Genomic DNA, 16,442 nt, shown 5'->3' on the forward strand with positions numbered 1-16,442 from the left:
CGACAGACAGGAGCGACGGTGACACACGTCGATACCCTCGTGGTGGGAGCAGGCATTTCCGGCTTGGTCGTTGCGACACTCTTGCATCGCGCCGGTCAGCGCGTTGCCGTTCTCGAGGCCAGAGACCGCGTGGGCGGTCGGGTCTGGACGATGCGCACAGACGAAGGCACCCTCGACGTGGGCGCTTCCTGGATTCACGGAACAGACGACAACCCTCTCACCGACGCCGTGCACGCTTTCGGAATGCGTACCGTCGAATTCACCGTCGGCAGCTACCAGCCGGACGGCAGACCCATCGCTTACTACTCCCCCACCGGGACCAGGTTGAGCGATGAGGCTGCCGCACGATTCGGCACCGACGTTCACCACTTCGACGAACTGTTCGCCAGGACGATCGCGGAGTCGTCCCCGGGAACCTCGTTCGGTGACGCCGTGGAAGCAACTCTGACGCAACTGGATTGGAACGACGACCGACTCGAACGAGTCCGTGAGTTTCTCGGACATCGAGCCGAGGAGCAGTTGGGCGTAGGAAAGGACCTCCTCGACGCGCACGGCTTGGACGACGACGCCATCGAGGGCGACGAGGTCGTGTTCCCCGACGGATACGATCGACTGGCCGTTCACCTGGCCGAGGGACTCGACGTCCGGCTCGAACACGTGGTGACTGAGGTCCGTTGGGGTCGAGACGGAGTTCTCGTCGATACCGGTTCCGGGACGTTCTCGGCCGAGCGCGCTGTGGTGACGGTGCCGATCGGAGTACTGAAGTCGCCGGAGTTCACTGTGGAACCCCCTCTGCCGGAACCTGTTTCGGGTGCGCTGGAACGACTGGAGATGAATGCCTTCGAGAAAGTGTTCCTCCAGTTTCCCAGCAAGTTCTGGGACGAGAACGTCTATGCCGTACGGCAGCAGGGCGAAGCCGGGCGCTGGTGGCACTCCTGGTACGACGTGACCATGCCGCAGGGACGTCCGACGCTTCTGACGTTCGCAGCGGGCGCATGCGCGCAGCAGACTCGGCACTGGTCGGACGCGCGCATCGCGGACTCGGTAATCGACGCACTGCGCGGCCTGTACGGCGACCGAGTCCTCACACCGGACCGCGTGTATGTCACTCGCTGGCAGGACGATCCGTTCGCGTACGGCTCGTACTCGTACATGACGGTGGGCTCACGCACGCGCGATCACGACGACCTTGCCACTCCGATCGGAGATGTACTTCACCTCGCCGGTGAGGCGACCTGGACCGATGATCCGGCAACGGTTACGGCGGCGTTGAAGTCGGGACATCGTGCAGCAGAACGCATTCTGGGGCATTCGGTACCGTTCGGCGACATCTGGGGCCCTGCGGAGCACTGACATCATGCGCCGAACCCCATCCGGTGCATCTGAGTTCGGTGCAAACTTTCGACCATCTGCGAGTAAAGTGCTGTCGACGCACCCACACACCGAGCGCTTCAGGATGGCACCGTGGATACCGTCAGTTCAGTGATCGACTTCTTGGCAGATCGTCTCTACAGCGTCTTCCTCATCTACTTGTTGATCGGCGTCGGACTGTACTTCACCGTTCGCACCAAATTCGTTCAGATTCGACTTCTTCCGTCGATGTTCAAGGCAATCGGTGGATCTCGGTCCGACGCCGAGGGCGGCATCTCGGCATTCCAGGCCTTCTGCGTCGGTCTGGCGTCCCGGGTGGGTACGGGAAACATCGCCGGCGTCGCCATCGCGATCACTCTCGGCGGACCGGGCGCAATCTTCTGGATGTGGCTGGTAGCGGTGGTCGGCATGGCTACGGCGTTCATCGAGGCGACGCTGGCGCAGATGTACAAGGTGCGCAATCCCGACGGCAGCTTCCGGGGCGGTCCCGCCTACTACATCCAATTGGGTCTGGGTTCGCGCCGATGGGGAATCGTCTTCGCGTGCCTGTTGATCTTCGCCTTCGGCTTCGCGTTCAACATGGTTCAGGCGAACACCATCACCGAATCGTTCTCGTCCACGATGAACATCGATGCGGGCTGGATCGCGGTGTTCCTGGTGGTGCTGTCCGCTCCGATCCTCTTCGGTGGCGTCCGGCGAATCGCTCGGGTGGCCGAATACCTCCTTCCCATCATGGCGCTGGTGTACGTCTTGCTCGCTTTGGTGATCGTGGCAATGAACATCGGCGAGATCCCGACGGTCTTCGGTCAGATCGTCTCCAGCGCATTCGGCCTGAACGAGGCGATCGGCGGGACGACGGGCGGAATCCTGGCCGCCATGCTCAACGGCGTCAAGCGCGGCCTGTTCTCCAACGAGGCAGGCATGGGCAGCGCCCCCAACGCCGCAGCGACCGCGACGGTGTCCCATCCGGTGAAGCAGGGTCTGATCCAGTCGCTCGGAGTCTTCTTCGACACCATCGTCATCTGCAGTGCGACAGCCTTCATCATCCTGGTCTCCGGTGTGTACGACATCAGCAACCCGAGCGGGGTGGCGGGCGCAGTTCTGACTCAGGACTCGATCTCGGCTCAGTTGGGAACGTGGACGACGATTCCGATGACACTGCTGATCTTCACGTTCGCGTTCTCGTCGATCCTCGGCAACTATTCGTACGCCGAGATCAACCTCAACTTCCTCGGAGTCGAGGGCAAACTGCTGAATTTGTTGCGCACCATCGTCCTTGCAGCCATCGGCTTCGGCTCCTTGTCCGCGCTCACGACGGTGTGGGCGCTGGCGGACGTCGCCATGGCCGCGATGGCAACCGTGAACCTGGTAGCCATTGCGCTGCTGGGCAAATGGGCCTTCGGTGCGCTGGCGGACTTCGAGGCCATGCGGCGCGAAGGTCGCGACGACAAATTCGTCGGACGCGGCAACAGCTATCTGCCGGGCGACCTGCCCGGCGACGTGTGGGATCCGGTGCTCGACAACGATCCGGCCGTGGACAAGCCCGACATCGCCCGCTAGCCGAGGCCTTCGCTTCCCCACGTCGATTCGGACTTAATGGACAAATCACGCGTTAGGGTGATGGGACGTCCACTCCTGAGGAAGGTCCCCATGACGCAGATCGGCGATGACGAGAAGGCCGGGCGCGCACCCGACGGCCACGAGTTCGACGAAGTCGATCAGAGGTCGGCCGGAGAACGAGAAGACGAAGTGCAACCCGGTCGCCGCAAGCGCCAATGGGTCGGGCTGGGCGCAGGCGTTCTGTTGGCCCTTCTCGTCTATCTGGTTCTCCCCGAGGACGTGGCGCACCCGGCTCGGTTGACCGCAGCCACCGCGGTATTGATGGGCATCTGGTGGATGACGGAGGCTGTGCCCATTCCGGCGACGGCACTGCTCCCCCTCGTCATCTTTCCGGTGTTCGATTCCGGCGTCGCGGTCAACGACGTCGGTGCGTCGTACGGCAACAACATCATCTTTCTGTTCATGGGCGGATTCCTGTTGGCGCTGGCCATGCAGCGGTGGAATCTGCATCGCCGCATCGCGCTGCTGACGGTCAACGCCATGGGCACGAAGCCCACGATGGTGATCGCCGGGTTCATGATCGCAACAGGCTTTCTGTCGATGTGGGTTTCGAATACGGCCACCGCCGTGATGATGATTCCGATCGGCGTCTCGGTCCTGGTCCTGGTACTCGACATCGGCAAGAAGGCCGGAGCAGTTCCCGGCTCCGACAGTGAAACGACCCCGGACGCCGAGACCATCACCCAGGCCGTCATCAAGAGCAACTTCGGCACCGCCCTGATGCTCGGCATCGCCTACGCGGCATCGATCGGTTCGCTCGGCACCATCATCGGCACCCCGCCCAACACCTTGCTGGTCGGCTACCTGGAAGGTCAGGGAATCACCATCGGATTCCTCCAGTGGATGATCGCCGGCGTTCCGCTCGCCGTGATCCTGCTGGCGATCGCGTGGTTCCTGCTGACCCACGTGATGTTCAAGCCGGAGATCGACGACATACCCGGTGGCAAACAGCTGATCAGAGGTGAACTCGACGCCCTCGGCAGAATGTCGCAGGGTGAGATCCGGGTCGCAACGGTGTTCTTCGCGGCAGCCGCTTCCTGGGTTGCAGTTCCACTGCTCTTCGACAGCCCTCCGATATCCGACACCGGAATCGCCATGACAGCAGCTCTCCTGCTGTTCCTACTTCCCAGCGGCAGCAAGAAAGGCGTACGCCTGATCGATTGGGAGACCGCCGTCAAACTCCCGTGGGGCGTGTTGCTGCTCTTCGGCGGCGGACTCGCGCTCTCGGCACAGTTCGAGTCCAGCGGCCTGACGGAGTGGATCGGTAGCGTCGCAGGCGGTCTCGACACGATTCCAGTGGTCATGTTGGTCGTCATCGCCACGGCCGCGATCATCTTCCTGACCGAGATCACCAGCAATACCGCGACGGCGGCAACTTTCCTTCCGGTCGCGGGTGGCGTCGCAATGGGTATGAACATCGACATCCTGGTGCTGACCGTCCCCGTGGCACTGGCAGCGACCTGTGCGTTCATGCTGCCGGTCGCGACTCCGCCGAATGCGGTGTCCTACGCCAGCGGCTACATCACGATCGGTCAGATGATGCGAGGCGGTTTCTGGCTCAATCTGATCGCCATCTCACTGATCACCATCGCCGCGTACACGGTGTTCGCGTGGTCTCTGGGCATTCAGTTCTGACGCAGTGGGCAGAAGAAATCGGCAATCACGCACCCACTTCGGCCGATTTCGCCCAGACAACCGTGCTTCGGGTTTACGATGACGACTTCATCCAGGCGGATGACCCGTTCCAGGTGCTCGCCGCCATCCCCTGGTCGGTGCTGAGTCGGCATTGCTGCCGGCTCGGCAAGGTACGGGGGTTGGGGCATGGTCTCGGACGTCATCGACTGCAGCACGGTCTTCGCACACGATATCGAGCAGGTGTGCGGGGTGTTGAGCGCGGTCGAGCTGTACCCGCGCTACTTTCCCGGGCTCGACTACTGCACGCTTCGTGAAGCCACGGCCGGCTACCGATGCGGAGTCGGCGGTGTCGAGCATGCCCTCGACCTGGTGGTGAACAGACGAAACCGGCCGATCATCACCATCGAGCACGTCGAGTCCGGCGGGTTCATCAGATTCACCCTCACTGCCCGCTCGGCAGGCGAGACGAAGATCGATGTCACCGTGTTCAGAGCGGGACTCGGCGGGTCCTACTCACCCCAACCCGAACACAACCGGGCCGTGGTCGAATGGGTGATGGGTGGTCTGCGTCGACTGGAGAACTCCCTGTCCGGAACCTCAACGTCGATCGTGTCCAACACAGGGGATTCGCGGTCGCTACCGCTGGCGATCATGAAGACGATGGTGGGAACCGGCGTCATTCGTGCTGCACGTCCCGACCGCGCGTACCGGCAGTTGAACTCGCTGGCGAAGTGGGGCTTCACCCTTGGCGGCGGTTTCGCTGCCGCAGCAGCGAAGTCCCCGAACGAGATCGCGTTGATCGACGACAGAGGGACCAGGACCTTCGCAGAGATCCACCACCGTTCGCACCGCATCGCGGCAGGTCTCCACGCGTCCGGAATCAGCCCTGGAAGCACCGTCGGAATTCTGGCCCGCAACCACTCGGCGATGATCGAGTGCACCGTCGCGTGCGGCATGCTCGGAGTCGAGGTGGTTCTTCTCAACACCGGTCTCGCTGCCCGCCAGATCGAGACGATCGCTGCCCGCCACCAGCTCCGAGTACTGTTCGTCGACGACGAGTTCGACTCGATGGTGCGCTACCTGCCCGACGATGTCACCCGTGTGAGCCTGTCGTCCCATACCGCCGTTCCGCGTCGGCGCACGCTCGAACACTTCGTCGCACCACCGTCCGCCACATTCACCAGGCCGGATCGGCCAGGATCGGTGGTCGTGTTGACCTCCGGAACCAGCGGGTCGCCGAAGGGTGCGGTACGTCCCACACCGAAGGGCTTCGGAACAGTGGCAGCCATGCTGTCTCGCATGCCCCTTCGGATGAACGAGAGGATGCTGATCGCGGCACCGATGTTCCACAGCTGGGGACTCGCGGCACTGCAGATCAGTACTCCGCTGCGCGCCACGGTGGTTCTCCAGGATCGGTTCGATCCGGAAGATTGCTTGCGGGCGATCGAGGCGCACCGTTGCACCTCGTTGATCGCAGTTCCGATCATGCTGCAGCGGATACTCGACCTGCCCGACGAGGTCCGATCACGCTACGACACCTCGAGCCTGCGAGTCGTCGCGTGCAGTGGGTCGGCATTGACCGGATCGACCGTGAGCCGCTTCATGGACGTCTTCGGTGACGTCCTCTACAACTTCTACGGTTCCACCGAGGTCTCGTGGGCCACGATCGCCACTCCCGAAGACCTGCGCGCAGCCCCCGCCACCGCCGGACGCCCTCCGCTGGGTACGACGGTCGCGGTTCTCGACGCGAACGGTACTGCCGTTCCGGTGGGAACCCTGGGCCGAATTTTCGTCGGCAACGACATGTTGTTCGACGGGTACACCAACGCCGAACCTCCGTCGACGGCCTCCGCCCGCGGAGCTGCCCTGATGGACACCGGCGATCTCGGGTACATCGACTGCAACGGTCGGCTGTTCGTCTGTGGCAGGGACGACGAGATGATCATTTCCGGAGGCGAGAACGTCTTTCCCGGCCCCGTCGAGGATGCGATCGCCAATCTTCCTCAGGTCGGCGAGGTCGCGGTCGTCGGTGTGCCCGACCCGGAATACGGGCAGCGCTTGGCCGCATTCGTCGTCGGCCGCGGATCGGCAGGCCTCGATGCGGACATGGTGCGCGCCTACATCCGAAATCGGTTGAGCCGCTTCTGCGTTCCCCGCGACATCACGTTCCTCGACGAGCTGCCCCGAACGGCGACCGGCAAGGTGATCAAGAGGATGCTGATCGAGCCGCCCACCGCCGCTGGGATGTAGCCATCAACCGAAGGCACGGGTAGCGATGGCCAGCCCCTCTGCCGATGCGTTGCAGCTTGGGCACCCTCGACGCCCACACACCGCTAGGATTTACTCGATCACCACCTCCTTCCGATCGTTCACTTAGTGCCGCGCTTTGTACCTACTGTCTCAGTTGCTTAACTATTCAGAATCTGAGACTGTTGTTCGCGACACGGGAGGAACGCGAATCGCTATGTCGAAGGCATCGGAAGACCCCCGAGAGGGAAGACCCGCGCAGGACCGAAGCGCGCATTCTTCCTTCCTTCAACTGTTCCTCGAAGCAACTCGCGCAGAACAAGTCTCCGACGACACACAGGCTTCACGCGACAACCGTGACGGTGGGCCGGTTTCTCTGCGCTGAACAGATCGACAGATACCTCCGTCCTGGTTCCATCACCCGAGCCGGTCCCATGCCTGATAATTGTCAGTGACCGGTGGGTTGACCGAAGGTGAGGATCGGAGGCCGTCATTAACACATCGTTGGCGCTGGTTGCCGTAGTCGCCGGCTTCGCCGTCGTTCTGGGAGCCTTCGTCGTCGTTGCACGCATACTTCGCTCGCGCATGCGGCGAGGTCGCTTCCACGGAATCGACAGTGCTGTCGGAGGATCGGCCTTCATGGGCTCACCACGCGAGCGTGGGATCACTCCCCCCGATCACGGTGATCCACGTACGAACACCGAACAGATCGAACCGTAGCCGAGTTCGCCTCCGCCTGCGGTTCCGCTGGAAACCCCTGCCATGATCTGTCGACACCGCAGACAAGGGAGAGGGACGCCATGATCGACGAAGAATCCACGAATCGGAACAGGGGACCACGCTTCGAGGACGGACTCGAGGTCCGCCAGAACGTGATGGGCGAAGACTACGTCGACAAAGCGTTTGCCAATGCCGCCGACACCGACTCCGCTGCACTGCAAGACTTCGTCACCGACACCGTGTGGGGCGGCGTGTGGACGCGGCCCGGACTCGATCACCGCAGCCGCAGCCTGCTCAACCTCGGAATCCTCATCGCGCTGCGCGCCCACGAGGAACTGGCAGGACACGTGCGCGGAGCTCTCCGCAACGGCCTCACCCGAACCGAGATCACCGAAACCGTCATCCACACGGCGGGGTACTGCGGCGCGCCTGCCGCGCTGGCGGCGATGCGCGTCGTGCAGAAGGTGCTCGACGCCGAACTTGGGCCGCTGGTGCCAGAGTGAGACGACGAACGAGTCGAATGACCGATGACGGCATCCGCGCATAGTGCCCACGAATTGGGTACACCGGATGCATGCCGGAACTACCCGAAGTCGAAAACGCCCGACAGGTCGTCGAGAAAGCTCTCGGTCGCGTCATCGTCGACATCGATGACACCGACACGTTCGAGTGCCGACCACACATGCCGGGCGATATCGCCCGCGCACTGACGGGCGGGAAACTCACCGAGGCGCGGCGACGCGGCAAGGCGATGTGGTGCGAAACCGTCACGGCCGACGGCTCGAGCGGCCCGACCCTGGGCATTCACCTGGGCATGGGCGGACGCGTCATCGTCACCGCACCCGACGGTGAGCGGACGTCGCAGTACGGAGGCGGCGATCCTCACGTCGGTGAGCGCCCGACAGACAAGCCGGAGTGGACGCGCTTCTCCGTGACGTTCGACGACGGTGGCCAACTCCGACTCTTCGACAAGCGCCGCCTCGGCCGAGTTCGACTCGAACCTGATATCGACGGCCTCGGTCCGGATGCCGCGGAGATCACGCGAGACGACTTCCGTCACCGAATCGGTTCCAGCGGTGCACCTCTCAAAGCACGACTGCTCGACCAAGCGGCGATAGCGGGGGTCGGCAATCTATTGGCCGACGAGGTGCTGTGGCAGAGCGAGCAATCCCCGTCCAGGCGAGCCAAAACACTCACGACAGAGGAGCTCGACGAGCTTCGCGTCGTTCTGCGTCGTGCGATCAGATCAGCGACGAAGAAGGGCGGCGTGCACACCGGGGAGATCATTCCCTTCCGAAAAACGGACGCGGCGTGCCCTCGATGTGGTGCACCGATGGCACGCGGAACGGTGGGCGGCCGCACAACCTGGTGGTGTTCTCGCGAGCAATCCTGATCTGGTCCAGTGCATGGGACGGTGCTCGATAGTGCTGTAGGACAGTATTTTTCGGAAAAGTCAAGCTAAACCTGGATGCGGCACAACTACACCGGACGGCGTACGGTGTTGGCAGCTTCGGATGTCGCCGAGGCAGCGAACTTCGCCGGAGGGTGCATGCTTTCGACCGCCGACACAGACCCAGCTCCTCACGTCACCTATCTGCCCCACCGTCACTGTTTCGCCGTCTGGCACAGCACCCCGGAGGCGACACTCGAAGGAGAGTCCACCCCCATCGAGCTCGCGCTTCCCGGCGCGGACGGAACCGTTGCCGTTCGTACCGTAGGCGCGCAACTCGTGGCAGCGAACGCCGGCGAGCTCCGAACCGCAGCCCGCTCTGCGACAGGTCCATGTGCTCGCGGATGGTTGGCGATCCTGAACCACGTCGAGGATAACCCCGACGTGAGTGGGATTCCCCGAGCTCTCATCGATGCACTCCCGCCTGCGGCGCACGCAGTTCCCAACACCGGCGGGTCGAGCATGTTCACAGCACACGGTGCCGCTGAGGCACTCCGCGCCAGCCTGCACCTGCAGAACCATCTGATCGAGCGTGCGTCGGCCTTCACGCCCAGGCCCTACCAAGTGCACGGTGCGGCCTGGATGCCGACCGTTCACGAGGTGGGGGGCGGCGGAATCCTCGCCGACGAGATGGGGCTGGGCAAAACGCTCCAGGCCATTTCGCACATGATCGTCGGCGCGCGACGAGGCGAAGGAAACTATCTGGTTGTGTGCCCGACGTCGTTGATCAGCAACTGGCGGAGAGAAATCGAGAATTTTTCCGACGGCGAATTGGTCGTCAACGTATACCGTGGGCCGTCCCGCACCCTCGAGCAATGCGCCGACGCAGGCTCGGTGACAGTCACCGGGTATCCCACCCTGCGCATCGATGCAGAGCGATTGAGCGAAATATTCTGGAGCACAGTGTTCTTCGATGAGGCGCACGTCATGAAGAACTCCCGGACCAAGATAGCAAGAGCGGCGCGTCGGCTGAATTCCACCACGCGCATCGCCCTGACCGGCACGCCCGTCGAGAACCGCATGGACGAACTCTGGGCCTTGATCGATCTCACCAATCCCGGTTTGCTCGGAACCCGGGCTCGGTTCACTCGACGATTCTCAGCACCCATCGAGCAGGGAGGCTCAGCGGCCGCACTCGCACAACTGTCGAGTGCGATCGCGCCGGTCGTCCTTCGCCGGACGAAGGCCGAGGTTGCGACGGATTTGCCGCCGAAGCACCACATCGATGTCCTGTGTCCCATTTCGAACGAGCAAGCATCGCTGTACAATTCGGCCGTCGAAGAAGCATTCGACACCGGTTTCGGCAGCAACCGCGGCCGTGGAACAGCAGTGCTGGCGCTACTGACGTCGCTCAAACTGATCTGCAACCACCCGGGCCTCGTCAATGGAGACTTGTCTCGGTTGGCCGATCGCTCGGGCAAACTCGACAGGCTCACCGACATCGTCGAGGAGCTCGCCGAATCCTCGCGCGCTGCACTCGTCTTCACCCAGTACCGCCGCACCGGAGAGATTCTCGCCGAGCACCTCGAAGGCCTCACCGGAGCCCCGATTCCGTTCTTTCACGGCGGGCTCGACGTGGGCGAGCGCGACAGGATGGTCGACGAATTTCAGAACAGCGACCGATCCCCCGTCATGGTCCTCAGCCTGAGGGCGGCGGGGTACGGCCTCAATCTCACCCGTGCCAGCACGGTGATTCACTACGACAGGTGGTGGAACCCCGCCGTCGAGGCGCAGGCCACAGACCGAGTTCACCGTATCGGGCAGAAGTCCGGGGTGACGGTCATGGCACTGACGACGGAGGGGACGCTGGAGGAGCACATCGCTTCACTCCATACCCGGAAGAAGGCGATCGCCGGATTGACCGAGAGCAACAACGAGTCGGCTCTGGCGGCGCTCGACGACTCGACATTGCGAGAAACGCTGTCGCTGCGGGCGGTGACGCGCTGATGGCCACAACACCGCAGCCTGCCGCCTTCGGGTCGACGCCCTGGGGGAAAGACTGGATCAGGCGAGTCGAACCCATCACCGTCACCCGGCCGAACCCGATGCTCCCGCGAGCACGAAGCCTGGTGCGCAACGACGCAGTTGCAGTGGACCCCAGCAAGATCGGAGAGTTTCGCTGCGTCGTGTCAACGGGCAAGAAGGTCGAGACCGCCGTGATCTCCCTCCCCCGGTATGGAGCGGGCGAACGGAAGTTGGTGCTGCGCATCCTCGCCCGCCACACGCGCGGGGCCGTAGCCAGCGGAGACCTCCCCGACGAGGTCCACGCCGAACTGGTAGCGAGCGCACTGTCGCCGGTCCCGAACGTAACCGAAACGTTCTGCACGTGCTCCGGAAGAATCGATCCGTGTCTCCACGTGACGGCCGCTACCTACGCCGTCAGTCTGATCGTCGATCAGATGCCGACGTCGGCATTGGCCGTCCGTGGAGTCGATCTGTCGGCTACAACCGTGTCGACGGACTTTCCACGGCGTTGGATGCCGATAGAAAGTGTCGATGCCACATCGTTTTTCGGCTGAGCCGAGACTGTGCTACTCAGACCAGTCCGCTGGTCAGGAAGTCGCTTCGACTGCCAGCCGAGCGAGTGTGTCGTTCAGCTGGTCCTCGGTGACCAGCGGGAACTTGATCTGCTGCAGAAGCTTTTTGTCCGTCACCTTCGACCAGTCGTAGGTGTGGCGCACCAACGTCTCGTTGGGACCCTGAGACTCCAACTCCCACAGCCACTCCCAGCCGGGAGGCTCGTTGCCTGCGGGTGCCGTCTTCCATGCGAGCAGCTTGTCCTTGATGTAACCGCTGACATGGTTGTCGGTTTGGTACTCGCCTCCCATGTGATCGCCCTGCATGTTCATCGTGAACTTCTCGCCGACCTTCTGAATGCGGTCGGCGTGGTCCACGCTCCGGACGAACCCGGATCCGTCGAGAGCCTGATGACGCTCGGGGTTGGACAGCACATCGAAAACTGCGTCGACGGGCGCTTCGATGGTGCGTTCGACTGTGACCTTGGTGTTCTCTGTCATGACTACCGCTTGCCCAGAACTCGCCACCTTCAATCGCCGAGCCACGGAAGACGCGACGCCGATGTTCCAGTCCCCCTGCATTCGAGCGTTTTCTGAAACTTTTTGCAACCTATTGCAACAACCTGAACGTCGTGTGAAAGTGGTTACACACCGCTCGGGTTGAGATGTACGCAACAGGACCGAAATGAGGAACCGTGGTCGTAAAGTTGAAGGACGTTGCCATCGAGGCCGGAGTCTCCATGGCGACTGCCTCGCGAGCGTTCACTTCGGTCGACCTGCTGGCCCCGCACACTCGACAGCGGGTATTGGAAGCCGCTCGCCGGATCGGCTACGACGCACCGGCACCGACGAGGGCGCGCACCATCCTCGTCTTGGTTCCCGACGTGTCGAACGCCGTGTACGCGAGAATGCTGCGGGCAATCCAGGAAAAGCTGTGGCCGGGTCGTCACCGCATGCTTCTTGCCGACACCGCCGAGGATCCGGCACGCGAGATCGAGTTGCTCGACACGGTCGGCCGAGAAGCCGACGCGGTGATTCTGTGCTCTCCCCGATCGAACCCAGCGGACGTGGCCCGGGCGATCGGTTCGACCCCACTCGTCGTTGTCAACGGCGAGTCGAACGGCTCTCCCGTTATCTTGATGGATGTCGAGCAGGGTCTGCGTCAAGCTGCAGAACATCTACAGTCTCTCGGGCACCAGTCTTTCGTCTACGTTCCTGGCCCGGCGGCCTCGTGGGCCAACCGCACGCGCGCGCAAATCCTGTCCGACCTGTCGTCCGAGCGAGGGTTCGACCTTGCGGTCGTAGGCAACCAATCGGCGGACGTGCACGGTGGGTTGGCCGCGGCCGCGGCTGTGGCGGCAAGTGGCGCAACGGCGGTAGTCGCGTACAACGACATGGTCGCCATGGGAGTTCAAGCCGGAATCCGTTCCCTCGGCTATCGGTGCCCGACCGACATCAGCATCGTCGGTATCGACAACGTCGATGTCGCAGCAGCATCGGATCCCGGTCTGACCACGGTGATGGTCGACATCGAGAGCAGCGGGTCCCTCAGCATCGGGCTCATCATGGACCAAATCGACGGAAAGCCATGGCGCGAGGGCTCGGTTCGATTGCGATCCCAGCTCATCGTCCGTGGGTCGACGGCCCGACCGCCGGAATCCGCACCCCGATCTGCTCGCAGCGCGCGCGAAATCGAACGCAGCGCGTCAACCTCTCGTTGAAGAAAGAGACGAACAATCATGTTTCATCGATCGAAGTGTGCCGTTTTCACGGCTGCCGTGGTCACGATTCTCGGGATGACCGCGTGCGGCAGCGCGACCGTGGACCGTCCCAACGATTTTCCCGAGGGCTCGACCATGGCCGAGTTGGCGGCGGCACCGAAAATCAAGGTGGGCGCGTCACCGAACCAACCTGGTCTGGCCGAGCTGAACCTTCAACACGACTGGGAAGGGTTCAACATCGATCTGGCGGTGTTGCTCGTCGAATCCTTGGGCGTGTCCAGCGATGACATCGAATGGGTTCACACCACCGCCGCCAACCGAATTCCCTTTCTGAAGCAGGGGAAGGTGGACCTGTTCGCCACAGCCCTAGCCATCACTCCAGCGCGCGAAGAGGCCATCTCGATCTCCGGACCTTACCTCGACACGGCCCCTCAGTTGATGGTCAGAAAGGACGACGCCGAACGCATCAAGTCGCTCCAGGATGTTCCTGCAGGCACCAAAGTGTGTGTGCTACAGGGCAGCCAGGGACAACCACGCGTGGCGGAGTTCATCCCGCAGGCGGAGATCTCCGAGTTCAACACTCTGACGAACTGCGTCCGGGCACTCGAACAAGGCACCGTCGATGCCATCGACTCGACCGCACCGCTGCTTGCGGGATTCGTGGTCGACAAACCGGACGAGTTCGCTCTTGCGCCCATGACGTACGGCGACGGTGAGAAGTGGGGTATCGGTTTGGCCGACGATCGCAGCGACCTGTGCGAGTACTTCAACGAACAGCTGACGCAGGCTTTCGACGACGGCACCATCGAGGAACTCTGGGACCGCCATATGGGTGCCTCCGGCCTGAAGGCCCCAGTCGCCCCCGAATCCATGACCAGCTGCTGATGCCCGGACCGATTCGGGAAAGGACCTACTCGACATGAACGCAATCATCGACAATATCGACGTCTTCTGGGAAGGGTTCGTCAATACCGTTCTCCTGGTGGTGATCTCCGGACTGATGTCCATGGCGGCCGGATTGGTGCTCGCGTCCTTCGCGATCTCGCCCATCCCGCTACTACAGAGAATCAGCGGCATCTATGTCGGACTCATGCGGAACATTCCCGCCGCAGCGCATCTGTTCTTCACCATCTTCATACTCCCCCTGCTCGGCGTACGTCTGTCGTTCTTCGCACTTGCCACCATCGGCATCACGTTGTACTTCTCGGCCTACTACTGCGACGCAGTCCGTTCCGGTATCAATGCCATCGGCCAGGGCCAACTCGAAGCATCACGCGCCATCGGGCTACGCAAGGCGCAGACGCTTCGGTTGATCGTGTTGCCTCAAGGACTACGTAACTCCGTTCCACCACTGATCAATACGACGATCGCACTCGTCAAGGTGACCGCAATTGCCGGCGTCTTCGGCGTGACCGAATTGTTCGGCGCAATGCTGCAACTCATCAATACCAACGATTCGGCCGTGATCGCACTGATGCTGTTCACCGCACTGCTGTACTCGGCAATAACTGTTCCGGCCGGACTTCTCGCGGCCGCCGTGGAACGAAAGGTTGCGTTCACTTCCTGATGACTACAACACTTTTCGAGCAACCAGGACCAAGGGAACGGCGCCGGATCCGGGCGTGGACCGCAGGCGGGGCCATCCCCATCGTCGCGGTGGTCGCCCTGGCGGCAATAGTCCTGAACAACGCGGACCTGTTCGACCCCGAGATATGGTCGGTACTCGGTCGCGCCGACCTCGCCGCGACGCTGCTCCGCGGTGTACTCGCCACCCTGCAGGTCGCCCTGTTCACGGTGGTGCTGTCACTGTTCTTCGGTCTGCTGCTCGCGCTTGCGCAGATGTCGTCGAATCCGATGGTCAATGTCCCTGCCCGGATCTGGGTTCAGACACTGCGCGGACTGCCGGAACTGCTCCTGGTCTTCTTCATCTACCTGGGTGTGCCGGCGGCCACCGGTTTCAACATCAGCACCTTCTGGGCGTTGGTCATCGGACTCGTACTCTGGGAGAGCACGTCCATGGCCGAGGTGTTCCGCGGTGGATTCCACGCCCTCCCTCGCGGCCAGAGCGAAGCTGCGATGGCAGTGGGGCTGCGCACCGTCAAGACGCTCCGATTTGTCCTACTCCCCCAGGTCGTACGGCAGATTCTACCCAGTCTCGTCAGCGAGATGGTGCGCGTCACCAAAGCGTCGTCGCTCGGTTTCGTGATCGGCTACACCGATCTGCTGCTCACTGGAGAACTCGCGATCGAATATCTCGGCGGAGAGTACGCAGCACCGGTCTTCGCCGCCGTGGCTGCTCTGTACGTGCTGCTGTGCCTCATTCTGGGTCGACTGTCGAACATATTGAGTGAAAGGCTTCACTGACAATGACTTTCGTAGAACACAAGGGTTCCGATCATGAGCAAGGTGCATCCTTGCGGGAGGCCGGAACGATGATTTCGGTCAAAGGAGTTCAGAAGTGGTTCGGCAGCCATCAGGCGTTGGCCGATATAGATCTCGAGGTCTCGACCGGTGAGGTCGTCGTCATTCTGGGGCCCTCCGGTTCCGGCAAGTCGACCCTGTGTCGAACCATGAATCGATTGGAGCCGATCGACGGTGGCGTCATCGAGATCGACGGTGTGCCGCTGCCCGAGGAGAGCGCCGAACTCGCCCGGCTGCGCTCGGAAGTCGGAATGGTGTTTCAACAGTTCAACCTGTTCGCACACATGACGGTACTCGAGAACGTCATGCTCGGTCCGGTTCAAGCTCGAGGCGTCGACGCCGGTGAAGCCCGTACGCACGCAATGGATCTCCTCACCCGTGTCGGAGTCGAATCTCAAGCAGACAAACGCCCCGCTCAGCTCTCGGGTGGCCAGCAACAACGTGTCGCCATAGCGCGGGCTCTCGCGATGAACCCCAAGGTGATGCTGTTCGACGAACCGACGTCGGCTCTCGATCCCGAGATGATCAAGGAGGTCCTCGACGTCATCGTCGAACTGACCAAGGGAGGCATGACGATGGTGGTGGTCACGCACGAGATGAAATTCGCGCAGACCGCTGCCGATCGGATCATCTTCATGGCAGACGGGAGAATCGTCGAAGAGAGCACGCCCGACGTGTTCTTCACGGACTGCAAGACCGATCGAGCACGCGAGTTTCTCGCCAAAGTGCTCTGACATCTCA

The 16,442-nt window shown here is 62.4% G+C and carries 14 protein-coding genes; 13 read left to right on the forward strand and 1 reads right to left on the reverse strand.

Annotated elements, in window-relative coordinates:
• Window positions 1-18: 18 nt before the first annotated feature.
• From CH271_RS18900 to CH271_RS18940, 8 genes are all read left to right on the forward strand, one after another.
• Window positions 19-1,353, forward strand: a complete 1,335-nt coding sequence (locus tag CH271_RS18900; RefSeq protein WP_094634461.1) for a flavin monoamine oxidase family protein — start codon at window positions 19-21, stop codon at window positions 1,351-1,353.
• Window positions 1,354-1,482: 129 nt separating this feature from the next.
• A complete protein-coding gene (locus CH271_RS18905) occupies window positions 1,483-2,931 on the forward strand; it encodes an alanine/glycine:cation symporter family protein (RefSeq protein WP_256986449.1) in 1,449 nt (482 codons plus the stop codon).
• A gap of 90 nt (window positions 2,932-3,021) precedes the next feature.
• On the forward strand, window positions 3,022-4,626 hold the full coding sequence (locus CH271_RS18910; RefSeq protein ID WP_094634616.1) for an SLC13 family permease: 1,605 nt from the start codon (window positions 3,022-3,024) through the stop codon (window positions 4,624-4,626).
• A gap of 186 nt (window positions 4,627-4,812) precedes the next feature.
• A complete protein-coding gene (locus tag CH271_RS18915) occupies window positions 4,813-6,876 on the forward strand; it encodes an AMP-binding protein (RefSeq protein ID WP_094634463.1) in 2,064 nt (687 codons plus the stop codon).
• Window positions 6,877-7,673: 797 nt separating this feature from the next.
• Window positions 7,674-8,096, forward strand: coding sequence for a carboxymuconolactone decarboxylase family protein (locus tag CH271_RS18925; RefSeq protein ID WP_094634465.1), 423 nt, complete (start codon window positions 7,674-7,676; stop codon window positions 8,094-8,096).
• A gap of 71 nt (window positions 8,097-8,167) precedes the next feature.
• Window positions 8,168-8,986, forward strand: coding sequence for an Fpg/Nei family DNA glycosylase (locus CH271_RS18930; RefSeq protein ID WP_094634466.1), 819 nt, complete (start codon window positions 8,168-8,170; stop codon window positions 8,984-8,986).
• Between the two features lie 75 nt (window positions 8,987-9,061).
• On the forward strand, window positions 9,062-10,990 hold the full coding sequence (locus tag CH271_RS18935) for a DEAD/DEAH box helicase (protein ID WP_256986450.1): 1,929 nt from the start codon (window positions 9,062-9,064) through the stop codon (window positions 10,988-10,990).
• Entirely contained in the window at window positions 10,990-11,562 is a 573-nt protein-coding gene (locus CH271_RS18940; protein ID WP_143546071.1) for a hypothetical protein, read from the forward strand. The genes CH271_RS18935 and CH271_RS18940 overlap by 1 nt, the downstream gene beginning before the upstream one ends.
• Before the next feature lie 33 nt (window positions 11,563-11,595).
• On the opposite strand, the gene CH271_RS18945 is transcribed toward CH271_RS18940, so the two are convergent.
• Window positions 11,596-12,060 carry an SRPBCC family protein gene (locus CH271_RS18945; RefSeq protein ID WP_037189215.1) on the reverse strand — a complete coding sequence of 155 codons (465 nt, stop codon included), beginning with the start codon at window positions 12,058-12,060 and terminating at the stop codon, window positions 11,596-11,598.
• 194 nt (window positions 12,061-12,254) lie between these two features.
• Here CH271_RS18945 and CH271_RS18950 point away from each other — a divergent pair, with 194 nt between their 5' ends.
• The 5 genes from CH271_RS18950 to CH271_RS18970 all read left to right on the forward strand — a co-directional run bounded on the left by CH271_RS18950 (window position 12,255) and on the right by CH271_RS18970 (window position 16,435).
• Window positions 12,255-13,280, forward strand: a complete 1,026-nt coding sequence (locus CH271_RS18950; protein ID WP_094634468.1) for a LacI family DNA-binding transcriptional regulator — start codon at window positions 12,255-12,257, stop codon at window positions 13,278-13,280.
• Window positions 13,281-13,298: 18 nt separating this feature from the next.
• Window positions 13,299-14,165, forward strand: coding sequence for a transporter substrate-binding domain-containing protein (locus CH271_RS18955; protein ID WP_094634469.1), 867 nt, complete (start codon window positions 13,299-13,301; stop codon window positions 14,163-14,165).
• A 34-nt stretch (window positions 14,166-14,199) separates the two neighbouring features.
• Entirely contained in the window at window positions 14,200-14,847 is a 648-nt protein-coding gene (locus CH271_RS18960; RefSeq protein ID WP_037189213.1) for an amino acid ABC transporter permease, read from the forward strand.
• Window positions 14,847-15,644, forward strand: coding sequence for an amino acid ABC transporter permease (locus CH271_RS18965; RefSeq protein WP_094634470.1), 798 nt, complete (start codon window positions 14,847-14,849; stop codon window positions 15,642-15,644). Before CH271_RS18960 ends, CH271_RS18965 begins: the two co-directional genes overlap by 1 nt.
• Before the next feature lie 68 nt (window positions 15,645-15,712).
• Entirely contained in the window at window positions 15,713-16,435 is a 723-nt protein-coding gene (locus CH271_RS18970; RefSeq protein WP_037189953.1) for an amino acid ABC transporter ATP-binding protein, read from the forward strand.
• The last annotated feature ends 7 nt before the right edge of the window (window positions 16,436-16,442 follow it).

The sequence above is a fragment of the Rhodococcus sp. 05-340-2 genome, assembly GCF_002258915.1.
In the GTDB taxonomy this organism is placed as follows: domain Bacteria; phylum Actinomycetota; class Actinomycetes; order Mycobacteriales; family Mycobacteriaceae; genus Rhodococcoides.

Bases quoted from the DNA above. Each gene is read 5' to 3' on its own strand.
- CH271_RS18945 (WP_037189215.1), bottom strand. From the start codon at position 12,060: ATGACAGAGAACACCAAGGTCACAGTCGAACGCACCATCGAAGCGCCC.
- CH271_RS18970 (WP_037189953.1), top strand. From the start codon at position 15,713: ATGATTTCGGTCAAAGGAGTTCAGAAGTGGTTCGGCAGCCATCAGGCG.
- CH271_RS18915 (WP_094634463.1), top strand. From the start codon at position 4,813: ATGGTCTCGGACGTCATCGACTGCAGCACGGTCTTCGCACACGATATC.
- CH271_RS18960 (WP_037189213.1), top strand. From the start codon at position 14,200: ATGAACGCAATCATCGACAATATCGACGTCTTCTGGGAAGGGTTCGTC.
- CH271_RS18955 (WP_094634469.1), top strand. From the start codon at position 13,299: ATGTTTCATCGATCGAAGTGTGCCGTTTTCACGGCTGCCGTGGTCACG.
- CH271_RS18925 (WP_094634465.1), top strand. From the start codon at position 7,674: ATGATCGACGAAGAATCCACGAATCGGAACAGGGGACCACGCTTCGAG.
- CH271_RS18940 (WP_143546071.1), top strand. From the start codon at position 10,990: ATGGCCACAACACCGCAGCCTGCCGCCTTCGGGTCGACGCCCTGGGGG.
- CH271_RS18965 (WP_094634470.1), top strand. From the start codon at position 14,847: ATGACTACAACACTTTTCGAGCAACCAGGACCAAGGGAACGGCGCCGG.
- CH271_RS18935 (WP_256986450.1), top strand. From the start codon at position 9,062: ATGCGGCACAACTACACCGGACGGCGTACGGTGTTGGCAGCTTCGGAT.
- CH271_RS18910 (WP_094634616.1), top strand. From the start codon at position 3,022: ATGACGCAGATCGGCGATGACGAGAAGGCCGGGCGCGCACCCGACGGC.
- CH271_RS18930 (WP_094634466.1), top strand. From the start codon at position 8,168: ATGCCGGAACTACCCGAAGTCGAAAACGCCCGACAGGTCGTCGAGAAA.